General features: G+C 67.0%; 12 protein-coding genes. 8 read left to right on the top strand and 4 right to left on the bottom strand.

All coding sequences use genetic code 11. The annotated features are described in order from the left end of the window. The first annotated feature begins 287 nt into the window (after positions 1–287). The 3 genes from GFS60_RS31490 to GFS60_RS31500 are packed head-to-tail and all read left to right on the top strand — an operon-like array spanning position 288 to position 3,209. The gene (locus GFS60_RS31490) at positions 288–1,400 is read left to right on the top strand and encodes a tyrosine-type recombinase/integrase (RefSeq protein WP_159928088.1); all 1,113 of its coding nucleotides are present in this window, start codon (positions 288–290) and stop codon (positions 1,398–1,400) included. Next, positions 1,397–1,735 carry a helix-turn-helix domain-containing protein gene (locus tag GFS60_RS31495; RefSeq protein ID WP_159928090.1) on the top strand — a complete coding sequence of 113 codons (339 nt, stop codon included), beginning with the start codon at positions 1,397–1,399 and terminating at the stop codon, positions 1,733–1,735. Before GFS60_RS31490 ends, GFS60_RS31495 begins: the two co-directional genes overlap by 4 nt. After that, positions 1,728–3,209 carry a hypothetical protein gene (locus GFS60_RS31500; protein ID WP_159928092.1) on the top strand — a complete coding sequence of 494 codons (1,482 nt, stop codon included), beginning with the start codon at positions 1,728–1,730 and terminating at the stop codon, positions 3,207–3,209. Before GFS60_RS31495 ends, GFS60_RS31500 begins: the two co-directional genes overlap by 8 nt. Positions 3,210–3,558: 349 nt before the next feature. On the opposite strand, the gene GFS60_RS31505 is transcribed toward GFS60_RS31500, so the two are convergent. From GFS60_RS31505 to GFS60_RS31515, 3 genes are all read right to left on the bottom strand, one after another. Continuing rightward, entirely contained in the window at positions 3,559–3,828 is a 270-nt protein-coding gene (locus GFS60_RS31505) for a metal-sensitive transcriptional regulator (RefSeq protein ID WP_159928094.1), read from the bottom strand. Between the two features lie 84 nt (positions 3,829–3,912). Then, positions 3,913–4,689, bottom strand: a complete 777-nt coding sequence (locus tag GFS60_RS31510; protein WP_159928096.1) for a sulfite exporter TauE/SafE family protein — start codon at positions 4,687–4,689, stop codon at positions 3,913–3,915. Between the two features lie 406 nt (positions 4,690–5,095). Beyond that, positions 5,096–6,475 carry an MBL fold metallo-hydrolase gene (locus GFS60_RS31515; protein ID WP_159928098.1) on the bottom strand — a complete coding sequence of 460 codons (1,380 nt, stop codon included), beginning with the start codon at positions 6,473–6,475 and terminating at the stop codon, positions 5,096–5,098. A 569-nt stretch (positions 6,476–7,044) separates the two neighbouring features. On the opposite strand from GFS60_RS31515, the gene GFS60_RS31520 reads away from it, so the two are divergent. Together GFS60_RS31520 and GFS60_RS31525 are read left to right on the top strand one after the other, a co-directional pair. Beyond that, complete coding sequence (locus GFS60_RS31520) at positions 7,045–7,839, top strand: alpha/beta fold hydrolase (protein WP_159928100.1); 795 nt, start codon at positions 7,045–7,047, stop codon at positions 7,837–7,839. 257 nt (positions 7,840–8,096) lie between these two features. Further along, positions 8,097–8,540, top strand: coding sequence for a helix-turn-helix domain-containing protein (locus tag GFS60_RS31525; RefSeq protein WP_159928102.1), 444 nt, complete (start codon positions 8,097–8,099; stop codon positions 8,538–8,540). 246 nt (positions 8,541–8,786) lie between these two features. On the opposite strand, the gene GFS60_RS31530 is transcribed toward GFS60_RS31525, so the two are convergent. Then, positions 8,787–10,214, bottom strand: a complete 1,428-nt coding sequence (locus tag GFS60_RS31530; protein WP_159928104.1) for an MFS transporter — start codon at positions 10,212–10,214, stop codon at positions 8,787–8,789. A gap of 576 nt (positions 10,215–10,790) precedes the next feature. On the opposite strand from GFS60_RS31530, the gene GFS60_RS31535 reads away from it, so the two are divergent. The 3 genes from GFS60_RS31535 to GFS60_RS31545 are packed head-to-tail and all read left to right on the top strand — an operon-like array spanning position 10,791 to position 14,269. Further along, on the top strand, positions 10,791–10,997 hold the full coding sequence (locus GFS60_RS31535; RefSeq protein ID WP_159928106.1) for a heavy-metal-associated domain-containing protein: 207 nt from the start codon (positions 10,791–10,793) through the stop codon (positions 10,995–10,997). A gap of 37 nt (positions 10,998–11,034) precedes the next feature. Further along, entirely contained in the window at positions 11,035–11,982 is a 948-nt protein-coding gene (locus tag GFS60_RS31540; protein WP_159928108.1) for a hypothetical protein, read from the top strand. A gap of 28 nt (positions 11,983–12,010) precedes the next feature. After that, a complete protein-coding gene (locus GFS60_RS31545; RefSeq protein ID WP_159928110.1) occupies positions 12,011–14,269 on the top strand; it encodes a heavy metal translocating P-type ATPase in 2,259 nt (752 codons plus the stop codon). Positions 14,270–14,285: the final 16 nt, after the last annotated feature.

A 14,285-nucleotide genomic window follows, 5' to 3' on the forward strand; every position in this document is an offset into this window, starting at 1 on the left:
TTCCCCAATCCTTTTGGTACGCCGGTAAGGAATATTATGTCAGCTAGTAAGTTGGTTATTCGCATGTCCCGCGAATACGACCACTGGTGGTAAGGCTCCTCCGCTGCCGTCGCTGCGGGTATTGACCTGCGGCCTTTACGGATTGGGGAACGCGGTGACATCTACGATGCGCAGTTCGTCGGCGGCCGAGCCGAGCGAACAGAACAGCATCTGACCTGGCTGTTCACCTCCAGCGATTGCAGGATATGCATTTCGAATGCAGAATTTGCACGGACTGAGGGGGCTGGATGGGGCGGTTGGTGTACCTACCGGCGGGCGCGGCTGGCCCGGATCCGGAAGCGTTTCTCGACGATGTGCTGTCCGGGTGGAGGCAGGCCCATTTGGCGCAGAACTTCTCGGACGACACCGTGCGTCGACGGGCCAGTTCGGTCAAGCAGATGACCGAGTTCGTCGGCACCTATCCATGGCAGTGGTCACCGGTGGATGCGGACGACTTCTTCGGGCACCTGCGGGGAGTCCGGAATCTCGCTCATACCACGGTTCGGGCGTATCAAACGGACGTGAAATTGTTCTTCGACTACGCGAGTGACCCGTCCTACGACTGGAACGAGCATTGCGGACGGCTGTTCGGGACGGTGTTCTCACAGGTCATCACCGAGTTCAATCGGGCTCGACACGTGCAAGCCAACGACGCGCGGCCGGTGAAGCGGCCGTTCACCCCCGTCGAGCTACAGCAGTTCTTCGATCTGGCCGACCTCGAACCGGAGCGAATCTTGCGGTCCGGCCGCAAGGGCGCCTTGACGGCGTGGCGTGATGCGGTGGCGTTCAAAACCCTCTACGGATGGGGCCTGCGCCGCAACGAAGTCCGGCACCTGCAGCTGGTCGATCTCTCCCGCAACGCCCGCGCACCGTTCTTCGGCGAATGGGGCCTGGTACGTGTGCGGCACGGCAAAGCGATGCGCGGCGCACCCGCCAAGCAACGAACCGTGCTCACGGTGTTCGACTGGGCCGCGGAGGCACTCGCCGACTGGTGCGAGCGCGGACTTCCCCGCTACGGCCATCCGATCGACACCCTGTTCCCGACCGAAAAGGGCGGCATGATCCCGACGCGCAACCTCTGGCAACGAATGCGTTGTCTCGTCGATGAACTCGGCTTCCCACCGGGCCTGGACTTGCACTCGTTCCGCCGCGCCTACGCCACCAACCTGCAAGTCGAGTACGGCTACGACGTCAGCTTCGTACAACTGCAACTCGGCCACGAACACGCCGCGACCACCTCGCTCTACACCCTCGCCGCACCCGACTATCGAGCGCGCGAACTCGACCGAGTCCTGACCGCGACCCTCTCACGCAGCAACGCCAGCCTCACCGGATCACCACACCCGAAGGAGCCGGAATGAAACGCGAGATCCACTACCACTGGCGCGTGCGCGAACTCATGGCCCGCGCCGGCATGAAAAACAGCCGCGACCTCGTCGGACCACTACGCGACCGAGGTATCACCCTGTCCGAATCACAGATCTACCGCATCGTCGGGCAAGAACCCGACCGGATCGCGTTCAAGGTCCTGGTCGCACTCTGCGACATCTTCGGTGTCGAAGCCGGCGACCTGATCACCTACACCGCGACCGATGCCCGCCAATCCCGCAGCAAGACCGCCAACTCCCCCGCCGACGTCCCCCTCCTCAACGCCTACCGTCCCGTCCGCGCCCGCATCATCACCGACGATGACTGATCCCCGCCCACGCGGACGACCCCGCAGCACCGGCACCCTCGAATGCGCCCGGTGCAGCAACCTCGTCCCCAAGTTCCGGGTGCACTGGCCCGACGGAGCCATCTGCGGCGCCTGCTTCACCACCGCCGCCCGCACCTACGCCCCCTGCGCGTTCTGCGGCGAACACCGCCTCGTGCCTGGAAGATCCTCCACCGGCGCCCACATCTGCCGCGACTGCGCCGGCATCACCACCAAACTCGACTGCGACCAGTGCGGCCGCGAAGCCGAACGCCTCCGCGGCGGGCACTGCGCCCGCTGCGTGCTCACCCACGACCTCGAACGCATCCTCAACCCCAGCTCACCACCGGATCTGCGGATCAAACGACTCATCACCACCCTCGCCGCCGTTCCCCGCCCAGAAAGCATCCTCACCTGGATGCGTCACCCCACCACCGCCGACCTACTCGCCCGCATCGGCAGTCGCGAACTTCACCTGTCCCACCCCGCATTCGACGCCCTACCACCATCCCGCAGCGCCGAACACCTACGCGAAATGCTCGTCCACCACCACATGCTGCCCAGCCGCGGCGACCCCCGCCTGGCCCGCTTCGAAACCTGGCTCGACCACCGACTCACAACTCTGCAACCAATGCCCGAGATTCACGCGCCCATAGAGCAATTCGCCCGCTGGCATCACCTACGACGACTGCGCGTTCCCGACACCGGTCGCAACATGGACAACGCCACCCGCACTGCCAAACAAGAGATCACCGAGGCCACCAAGTTCCTGACCTGGCTGCGCACCGAACACCACACCACCATCGCTCACCTGCGACAAGCACACCTCGACGCCTACCTCAGCGAAGGCACCACCACCCGCCACACCATCCGCAACTTCATTCAGTGGCGCCACCGCACCGGCATCGCAGCGCGATTCACCATCCGATACCGCACAGCGCGGACCACGCCCCTGGCCGCCTCCACCACGCGACTCGAACTCATCCGCACCACCATCGAAGCCGACCACATCACCCTGTCCACCCGCATCGCCGCACTCCTGTTCCTGCTCTACGGCGTCCCCGTCCGCAAGATCGCCGAACTCACCCTCGACGACATCACCACTACCCCGCCCCGACCCACCGTCAGGATCGGCACCCTCCCGGCCCCACTGCCCGAACCCCTGCTCCCCCTCTTACAACAACACCTCGACAGCCGCGCAAACCAGAAGACGACCAACCACGATTCGCACTGGCTTTTCCCCGGTACCCGCGCCGGACAACACCTCACCGAACAGACCCTGATGCAACGACTCCGAAAACTCGGCATCAACATCCAAGCCATCCGCAACGCCGCACTGCACGACCTCAGCAAAGAAATCGACGCCGCATCCCTCGCCGCCCTACTCGGCTACACCCCCAACACCATGAACATCCACGCCGCCCGCGCGGCAATCCCGATGGGCAGCTACCCCGCCATCAAACACCCCAAACGATGAGCGTCCCCGCCCACGAGATCGACATAACTTGATAAGTCCCTTATCCAGTCGCGTGCGCCAAGCTCCCTTACAGATTTCCGTTACTCGTCCGGTGCCGGTGGCGATCGGCGCTCATCAGGCGCGGTTCCGATCTTCAATCCGCTCTGGCTCCTCCAATTCTCGACAGCAGGACCCGCGTCGGCGACCACGATGTCTTTGGGTTTGATCGTCGTTGCGGCGCATCCGCCTGCCCCCGCACCAACAGCTCCCGCGCCTGCGGCTGCGCCCGCAGGCTGACCAGCCATCATTCCGCCGCGGGAGGAGGAACAGGCTCATCGACGCTGCCCCGACACGGCTGCCACTGCGGGCGTCAGGCCAACGCCAGAAACAGCTTCTCGAGTTCGGCCTCGGTCATCGGTTCGGCGTTCTCGGTGGTGTTGCCGGTCAGGCACTCCCGCAGACCGGAGGCGACGATCTTGAACCCGGCCCTGTCCAGGGCCCTCGAAACCGCGGCCAGCTGGGTGACGACGTCCTTGCAGTCACGGCCCTGCTCGATCATCGAGATCACCCCGGCGAGCTGTCCGTGCGCCCGCCGAAGCCTGTTAAGCACCAATGCAACGCTGTCGTCGTCACCGACCATGACACTTCCTTCCGTAAGAGAGATGCCCTAGGCTACCCCCCGGGGTATATAAGTGTGGAGTGCGTGGTCTACGCCCGCTGCCCGTCATCGCACCGCGAGCACCTCGATCAGGACGAATCCCGCCACCGCGAAGATCAGGGCGGCGAACCAGCGTTGCAGCCGGGTTTTGTCGACGTGTCCGCCGTACCGGCTCGCGAGAAGTGATCCACCGATGGCGGTCACGGTGAATACCGCCACCAGCGCCCAGTCCAGGCGCAGATGGCCGAGGTAGGCGATAAGCCCCGCCCCGGAGTTCACGGCGACGATCAGCAGGGACGTCCCCACGGCGACGGCCATTTCCACCCCGAGCAGCAGGACGAGGGCGGGAATGATGAGGAAACCGCCGCCCACCCCGAAGAGCCCGGTCAAAAACCCGACACCGAGGCCCGCCGGGATGGAACGGGACGTGCAGCGGCGCCAGTCGATGGCCGAGGCGCCGTCCGTGCGGCAGGCGGTGCCGACGCTCTCGGTGCTCGACAGCATCCGGATCGCGGAAGCGATCATCACCACCGCGAAACCACCCATCGTGACCGCCGGCGGGAGCAGCCGATTCACCGCGCTGCCGGCGAACGCGGCCGCGACACCGGTGATCGCGAAGACCGCCATGACCCGCCACTGGATCTGCCCCGCCCGGATCTTCGGCACGGCCCCGAACAGCGAAGCGGCGCCGATCACGAGCAGCGACATCGGCACCGCCTGTTCGAGCGGAATCCCCAGGCCGTACACCAGGCCGGGGACGGCGAGGATCGAGCCACCGCCGCCGAGGAGCCCGAGCAGGATCCCGATGACGGCACCGAGCGTCAGGGCCAGCACAACCGTCACCGGATCCTCCTCGGACCTCGGACCGGTATCTCGCGCGCGGTGGTGTGCGCCGACCACCGGTCGCGGGGCGGGTTCGCGGGGATCAGCGGCGGAAAAGGGAGCCGAAGAAGCCGGTCCGCGGCGCGGGTTCGGACACCGGTGCACACGAGCACGACTCGGATGCCGGCACCGACCGCATGACGTCGTCGACGTGCCGGCCGCAGCCTCCCCAGGTCGTTTTTCCGCATCGACCGCACGCGACGGGATAACACATGATCAGTCCTCCTGGTAAACAAGGGTGTTGGTGTAACCCGGCGATGGCCCGGGAAATTGTGTGCGGCGCAGCCGATTCCGGCACCGGCCCCGGTCAAGGCCGCCGCCGGGTTCGGGCGCCGGGCACATCGGCTGTGCGGGAGGGCGGAGAAGGTCAGGCCGGCATCGACTGTTCGGCCCAGGCGTTGTAGCCGCCGGCGAGGTCGCTGACCTGCTCGATCCCCTGTGCGCGCAGCAGTGACGCGGCGACGCTCGACCGCCAGCCGCCGGCGCAGTGCACCACGATCGGCTTGTCGCCCGGCAGGTCGCCGACGCGGGAACGGAGCTGCGGCAATGGGATCGGCACCGATCCCGGGATCACACCGACGTCGCGTTCGCCGGGATTGCGGATGTCGATCAACGTGATCGCGCCCTCGGCCAGCAGGCCGTCGAGTGCGGCGGCGGTGGTCCGGGGCGCCGTCCGGACGAGATCGGCCAGCTCACCGGGAAACGTTCCGCCGGCGTCGGTGTTGAAGTAGCCGATCACGGCGTCGGAGCCGATGCGGGCCAGCCGCATGGCCGCGTCCTGCTCCTGTCCGGGGTAGGTGATCAGCACGATGTCCTCACCGATGTCGGCGACCATTCCACCGGTTTCGGCGAACCGGCCGTCGAAGCCGACGTTCACCGATCCGCGTAGGTGCCCGGCGGTGAAATCGGCGACGCTGCGGGCATCGAGCACCCGGACCCCGGCCGCGAGCGCGGCGCGCAGCTGGGCCGCGGTCACCGCGGGAACCCGGCGCTGCCGATCCAGGACCGGGCGGGCGGCCTTGTTCAGGGCGGCATCGACCGAGAAGTACGCCGGCGCCGCCGGTTGGCCGTCGGTGATCACGGCGACGAAGTCGGCTTCGCTCATCGGCTGCACCGACGGATTGGTGCGGCGCTGCTCCCCGATGGTCGAGGTCAGCTCCGCCGACAGATTCTTCCCGCAGGACGACCCGGCGCCGTGTGCGGGCAGCACCGTCACCGCATCCGGCAGCGGCAACAGCACCTGGTGGAGGGTGCGGTACATCGCCCGGGCCAGGTCGATGGTGCTGCCGCCCCCGAGGTTGGCCAGGTCCGGGCGGCCGACATCGCCGATGAACAGCGAATCCCCGGTCAGCACCGCGGTGGGGACCGCGCCCGGGGTCTCGCGCACGAGCAGGCTGATCGACTCCCAGGTATGCCCCGGGGTGGCCAGCACCTCGAGGTCGACCTCGCCCAGCGAAAGATGCTCGCCGTGCGCCAGCCGGCGGATCGGGTACTCGGTCTGCGCCGCTTCCCCGAAGCCGATCCAGCCGCCGGTCGCCGCCAGCAATTCCAGGTGCCCGGAGACGAAGTCCGCGTGGAAGTGGGTGTTGATCACGCCCTCGATCCGCAGCCCATGTCGGCGCGCGTCGTCGAGGTACTCGGTGACATCCCGGCGTGGATCGACCACGATCGCCCGACCCGTCGCTTCGTCGCCGATCAGGTACGACGCGTGCGACAGACATTCGATGTAGTACTGCTCGAGAATCATCCGGTCTCCTCCTAGGCAAGGAACTTCACTGCGATACGACCAGGTTGCCGCATACCCCCAGGGGCATGCAAGTACCCCGTGGGGTATCTAACAGCGTGGGTGCCGCGGCGACTTCCGCGGCAGACTAGATAGGACACCGCGGGTAAGGAGGTCGCCTTGCTCGATCAAGGGCCGGTCGATCGCACGGAAATATCCGCTGACCGCGAACGCGCCCGGCGGTCGCTGCACGAACTACCGGGTAGCGCCTCGCCGGGGGATTCGATCGCCGCTCGGACGGCACCCGCTGGACCAACGAACAGCTGTGGCGGTTTGAGACATTCGTCGGTTCAAAGGCCGCCGATCGGATATCGCGCCGAGGAAGCCAAATGGGATCTATTGCAGTAGCTGCAGAATCGCGCATCACGCAAGGCGCGTTCGAGTTCGTAGCCAAGCGCTACCCCCTTGGTCGGGCCCCGCCCGCCGGTCCTGGTGCCACCGGAACGGATGCATGCAGCCGATCGTGGCACTCTGGGACACTCGCTTTCCCATTGAGGTATCCGCGGGAAGAGGAACTCAACGACGAGAAACGGATGGCGATGCGTGAGATCGACTATTTCGGTGACGACGGGACCCGCTTGTTCGCCGCCGGGTGTGGAAGCGGTCCGGTCGTCGTACTGCTGCACGGCGGTGGTCCGGATCATCACAGCTTGCTGCCGATGGCGAAGCGTCTCGCTGATCGGTTCACCGTTGTCGTGCCGGACGTGCGGGGATACGGCCGCTCGGTGTGCAGGGATCCGGCGTTGCACACGTGGAGTCGCTACGCCGACGACGTGATCGCCTTATTGGATCACCTCGGCGCACCGGAGGCGGTGGTCGGTGGGACCGGGCTGGGCGGCACCATCGCCTTACGCACCGGCCTGGCCTTCCCCGCACGAGTGCGGGCGGTGGTGGTGATCAGCGCCGAGGATATCGAGGACGACGAGGCGAAATTAGCTGAAACCGCGTTGATGGACCGCTTCGCCGAGCGGGTGCGAGCAGAGGGTATCGAAGCGGCGTGGGAATTGTTCCTTCCCCACCTGCAACCGCTGATCGGGAACCTGGTGCGCTCTGCCATTCCGCGCGCGGACCCGGGGAGCGTCGCCGCAGCAGCTGCCATCGGGTGTGACCGCTCGTTCCGCACGCTCGACGAACTCGGCGCGCTCGAGGTTCCGGTGCTCATTGTCCCCGGCGCCGACGATCGCCATCCGGCTGCGGTCGCTGAACGCATGAGCGCGGCTATTCCGAAGGCGACCCTCGCACGGAACGTGTCGTTCGATGTGCTGCGGACAGCGGACGACCTCGCCGACGCTGTCGTCCCGGAGATCCTGCAGTTCCTCGACAACTGAGGACGGGCATCTGGCCCCGTGTGTGGCCGAGACACGGTCTCTGATCGGCGCGTGGACACGGACTCTTTCACGCTCCGCGTTGCACGTACGTCACGTCGGGCTGGGGTTCTGCAGGGTGTGCCCGGTGTCTCTCTATCGGCAGCGGGGGTTCAGCGTGGACGTGGACACTTGCAAGCCCTCGTGTGCATCGGAATCGGTATCCGAGAAACGGGGGTGTATACACATCGTCAATCAATAGGATCAGCGATGAATGGACGATGCCGGTGAGACCGCCCTTGAACGGGTTTCAGCCCCACGCTCTCGAACTCGCGCGCACCGCTGCAGGGATGTCGCGCACCACGCTTGCGCGCGCACTCGGTGTCGATCCGTCCACCATCCATAATTGGGAAACCTCGCGATCGCACCCCGAGCCGGAGCACCTCGCCCGGATTACCGAGGAGCTGGGAATTTCGCTGGACCGCCTCGTTGTTGTTCCGCGGAACCGTCGGGTCCTGGCCGACCTGCGGATTCTTGCTGGATTGACGCAAAGGCAAGTCGCGTACCGAGCCGGAGTCAGCACCACCACCATCGGCAAGATCGAGCGGGGCGAAGCATCCCTGTCCGATCGCCATGCCGCTGCCCTCGCCGACGCCCTGGGTCTGGACGAACGAACGATCCGGGCCGCGTATCTCCGGAATCGGCCGCTCCCCCAGTCGCCATAACCCTGGGCCCCTCACTCATGGGGTTGGTGGCGTGTCGGCACCCTCCGGCCCATGCACCGCCGCCCCCACACTTTCCGGGGTGGTCTGGAGCAGATCCCGAAAAGTGCGTCGATGTGCCCGGGAAGGGGGGTCTGCGCGCCCATGCACTCAGCAGTCAGCGTTGTCGTTGTCGGCGTGCGGCACGAGGATCGGTACGCGTGTGGTGGGAGCCGGGCCTTGCCGACTCCCACCACCGTGTTCGTTGTGTCAGTGCTGCTCGAGCACCGGTTCCCGTGCCGTGTCCGGTTGGGGCGTGCGCATCGATACCGCGGTGACGCCAGCCCCGGCCAGGGCGATGACGGCGGCGCCGAGGAACGCGGCGGAGAATCCGTTCGTCAACTCCGGGAGGTTACCGATCTGGTTGGCGCCGAACGAGGCGGCGACCGCGGTCATGGTTGCCAGGCCGAGTGCCGAGCCGACCTGGTAGCTGACGTTGACAATGCCCGACGCCAATCCGCCCTCTTCGGGCCGTGCGGCGGAGATCGCCGTGCCGAGGGAGGGAATGAAGGCGAGCGACATACCCGCTGCGGCAACGAGGGAAGCCGGAAGCACGTCGACCCAGAAATTACCGGTGGGCCGGACCAGTGCCATCCACCCCAGCCCAATCGCAAGAACGATCAAACCGGTCACAATCATCGGTTTCGCCCCGAACCGCTGCATAGCCCGCGGCGCGATGACGATCATGCCGAGCATGATCAGTGTCGTCATCGGAAGGAGTGCTGCGCCGGCGGGAAAGGCGCTGTACCCCAACACCTGCTGCAGGTACAGGTTCAGGAAGAACCACATCGGGATCCACGCCGCACCGAGCAGCAGCTGGGCGATGTTCGCGGCGGCGAGGTTGGGGGCGGCGAAGATTCCCAAGCGCATGAGGGGGTCACGGCGCCGGGACTGGATCAGCACGAACGCGGCCAGCAGCACCGCGGACGCGGTGAGGTATCCCCATGTTTGACCGGAGCCCCAGCCGACCTCGGGAGCCCGGACGATGGAGTAGACGGCGAGCGCCAGTCCGGCGGTGACGGTCAGTGCGCCGAGAATGTCGATCGAACCGGATCGGGCGGGGGCGTTGGGCATCAGCAGCGGTGTCGCGGCGAGGGCGATCAGGGCGATGGGAATGTTGATGTAGAAAACCCACGGCCAGCTGAGATATTCGGTGATCATTCCGCCGAGGAACACACCGGCGGTACCGCCGGCGGGTGCGGCGGCACCGTAGACGGCGAGGGCCTTGGTCAATTCCTGTTGGTTGGAACCGAACAGCATCATCAGCAGCGTCAGTGCCGAGGGTGCGATCAATGCGGCCCCGGCGCCCTGGATGGCGCGTCCGGCCAGTTCGGTGCCGACGTTCCCGGCGGCGCCGGCGGTGATCGATCCGGCGAGCAGAACCACCCAGCCGGAGGCGAAGATGCGTTTGGCGCCCCACAGGTCGGACAGGCGTCCGCCGAGCAGGAGCAGTCCACCGAAGGCGATGACGTAGGCGTTGAACACCCAGGTCAGGTTCTCCTGGGAAAAACCGAGGTCGGTCTGCATTTCCGGTAGCGCGATGCCGATGATGGAAGTGTCCATGATGACCATGAATTGGGCTGCGGCGATCAACGCCAGCGCCCACCACTTGCGTGTGGATGAAACCTGCGTAGACATGACAATCATTCCTTACCGGTACGGGGTATTTGTGAGCTGAACGATGACGAGTGCGGTGGCGCGCTTACCCGCAACATCGAAGCCACTGGCCCCAGGCGGCCGCGGAAATCGCAATCTGATCGGATCTTTCGGGCGGATTACTATCTTCTGTGCACATCGCAAATCCTCCTAGATACCGCTCGGAACTTCAGCGATATCGGTACCATAGGGGGGTATCGTACGATCCGCAAGAGGCGGTCGTTTCGAAGCCACCGAGAGAGTTCCGTTCCCCGAGCGGGCTGGGCCGTGACAACACGCCGGCGAACGATCGACGGGGTGTCTCGCGCCGCGAACTCCTTCGGCCCCCCGACCCGCGGGACCAGCACTGCCCCCTTTGTTCACGCGAAGACCCCACTCCCGGTTTCCTGGCTGCGCCACCACCGGGATCCCGCGGGCACTCTCCGGGGGCATGAACCCGGTGAGCACAGGTCCTCATACCGTCGCTGTTGCATACGGTAGGGGGGTATGGTAAATCTGTAGATGGGTCGCGGCACCCCGATCGCACCTGGCGAACGAATCGAAGAAAGAAGGACATCGATGAGCACCACCACCGTCACCGTCACCGGAATGACCTGCGGGCACTGCGTTTCCTCGGTCCGTGAAGAGATCGGCAACATCCCCGGCGTGACCGCCGTAGACGTCGACCTCGCCAGCGGCCGGGTCGCTATCGACTCCGACTCCCCGATCGAGAAGGCATCGCTCGCCCGGGCAGTCGACGAGGCCGGCTACCAGCTCGCCGGCTGACCGGCCGACACCCAGACCCGGACAGGAGATTCCCACGATGAACGCATCGTCGAAGTTCGCCGGATTCACCGTCGGCCTGGCCGCGGTCTTCGCACTCGCCCTCGGGGCCGGGGCCGCCTTCGGCCCCGAGGTGCCCGCACCGGCCGACACACACGACACCTCAACCCACGACGCCGGACCCGGTTCGATTACGGGCGCACCGGTCGCCGAACAAGCACCTGGAGGACTGATGGTCACCGACAGCGGATACACCCTGGCATTGGACACGGCGCAGGTTCCCGCCGGCGCTGACGTGCCACTGCGGTTCCGCATCCTGGGCGCCGACGGAGCACCCGTCACCCGCTACGTGGAGAGCCACGACAAGCAACTACATCTGATCGCGGTGCGCCGCGACCTGACCGGATACCAGCACGTGCACCCGGTACTCGACGCCGCCGGAACTTGGTCCGTTCCGCTCGATCTGACCCGCGCCGGGGCGTACCGGGTGTTCGCCGACTTCACCTCCGCCGGCGGTGACGGCGTGACCCTGGGCGCCGACCTGCAGGTCGCCGGTGCCTACGATCCGCAGCCCCTGCCCCCGGTTGCCGCAGCCGCCGTGGTCGACGGGTACACCGTCACCCTCGACGGCACCCTCACCCCGGGTCAGGCGTCGAAGGTCACCCTGTCGGTGGCCCGCGGCGGGCAGCCGGTGACGGATCTGCAGCCCTACCTCGGCGCGTACGGTCACCTGGTGGCCCTGCGGGCCGCCGACCTCGGCTACCTGCACGTGCACCCGGACGGCCATCCCGGCGATGGTGTCACCGCACCAGGTCCGGGCATCGACTTCTATGTCACCACCCCGAGCGCGGGCGACTACCGCCTGTTCCTGGACTTCCAGCACGATGGAGTGGTCCGGACCGCCGAATTCACCCTGACCGCCGGGCAGAGCTCCGGCGCCGCAGTGCCCCCCGCCCCGGAGCCGATGCCCGCCGGGCACGGGCACTGACGAAAACCACCACCGGAGAGGAGGAACGATGAATTCCGTCACGCAGCACCCGACCGCCGACGGCCGGGTCGAGCTCGAAATTGGTGGCATGACCTGCGCCTCGTGCGCGAACCGGATCGAGAAGAAGCTCAACAAACTCGACGGCGTCACCGCCACGGTGAACTACGCCACCGAGAAGGCCCGCGTCAACTACGTCGGTGCTGTGTCGACCGAGGATCTCGTGGCCACCGTCGAGGAGGCCGGCTACACCGCCAAGGTCCCGGCGCCGCCCGCCGCCGATACCGCGGCCGGCCCCGCCGCGGAGCCGGACCCCACGGCCGCACTGCGTCAACGCCTGCTCGTCTCGCTGGTGCTCAGTGTGCCGGTGATCGCGATGGCCATGGTTCCGGCGCTGCAGTTCACCCACTGGCAGTGGCTTTCGCTCGCCCTCGCCGCCCCGGTGGTGGTGTGGGGGGCGTGGCCGTTCCACAAGGCCGCCTTCACCAATCTGCGGCACGGCACCTCCACGATGGACACCCTCATCTCGATGGGCACCCTCGCCGCCCTGGGCTGGTCGCTGTATGCGCTGTTCTGGGGCACCGCCGGAATGCCGGGCATGACCCACCCGTTCGAGCTGACCATCTCCCGCTCCGACGGGGCCGGCAACATCTACCTCGAGGCCGCCGCCGGGGTGACCACCTTCATCCTCGCCGGCCGCTACTTCGAGGCCCGCTCCAAGCGGCGCGCCGGTGCCGCCCTGCGGGCGCTGCTCGAACTCGGCGCCAAAGAGGTCTCGGTGCTGCGCGGCGGTGTCGAGCAGCGCATCCCTGTCGATCAACTGGCCGTCGGTGACGAGTTCGTCGTTCGCCCCGGGGAGAAGATCGCCACCGACGGTGTCGTCACCGACGGCTCTTCCGCGGTGGATGCGTCGATGCTGACCGGCGAATCCGTGCCCGTCGAGGTCGGACCCGACGACCAGGTCGTGGGCGCCACCGTCAACGTCGGCGGCCGGATCACCGTGCGTGCCACCCGCATCGGGTCCGACACCCAGCTCGCGCAGATGGCGAAACTCGTCGAAGACGCGCAGACCGGTAAGGCGCAGGCGCAACGGTTGGCCGACAAGATCTCTGGGATCTTCGTCCCGATCGTCATCGCCCTGTCCGTCGCCACGCTGGGTTTCTGGATCGGCACCGGCGGCGGCCTCGCGGCCGCGTTCACCGCCGCCGTCGCCGTACTGATCATCGCCTGCCCCTGCGCCCTCGGCCTGGCCACCCCGACCGCGCTGATGGTCGGCACCGGCCGCGGCGCCCAGCTCGGCATCCTGATCAAGGGGCCAGAGGTCCTCGAATCGACCCGCCGCGTCGACACCGTGGTGGTCGACAAGACCGGCACCGTCACCACCGGCAAGATGACCCTGCTCGATGTGATCACCGCCGACGGCGAAGACACCATGCAGGTGCTGCGCCTGGCCGGCGCCCTCGAGGATTCCTCCGAGCACCCGATCGCCGCGGCCATCGCCAAGGGCGCCCGCGACAAGGTCGGCGCCCTGCCGAAGGTGGAGCAGTTCACCAACATCGAAGGCCTCGGAGTGCAGGGCATGATCGACGAGCACGCGGTTGTCGTCGGCCGGGCCCGGCTCCTCGCGGACTGGGCACAGCACCTACCCGCCGATCTCGAAGCGGCCATGACCGCAGCCGAATCCGAGGGCAAGACCGCCGTCGCAGTCGGCTGGGACGGTAAGGCCCGCGCCGTGCTCGTCGTCGCCGACGCCGTCAAGGCCACCTCGGCCGAGGCGATCGGACAGCTGCGCAGGCTGGGCATGACGCCGATCATGCTCACCGGCGACAACACCGCCGCCGCCCGCGCGATCGCCGACCAGGTCGGTATCGACGAGGTGATCGCCGAAGTGCTGCCCGCCGACAAGGTGGACGTCGTCAAACGGCTACAGGACCAGGGCAAGGTCGTCGCAATGGTCGGCGACGGTGTCAACGACGCAGCCGCCCTGGCGCAGGCCGACCTCGGTCTGGCGATGGGCACCGGCACCGACGTCGCGATCGAGGCCAGCGACCTGACGCTGGTGCGCGGGGACCTCCGCGCCGCCGCGGACGCGATCCGGTTGGCCCGCAAGACGTTGGGCACCATCAAGGGCAACCTGTTCTGGGCCTTCGCCTACAACGTCGCCGCCCTCCCCCTGGCCGCGGCCGGACTGCTCAACCCAATGCTCGCCGGTGCGGCGATGGCATTCTCGTCGGTGTTCGTGGTCAGCAACAGCCTGCGGCTGCGCCGATTCCGGTCCCTCACCGGATAACCGCAGGCAACGCATC

This window comes from Rhodococcus sp. WAY2 (genome assembly GCF_009859915.1).
In the GTDB taxonomy this organism is placed as follows: Bacteria; Actinomycetota; Actinomycetes; order Mycobacteriales; family Mycobacteriaceae; genus Rhodococcus_F; species Rhodococcus_F oxybenzonivorans.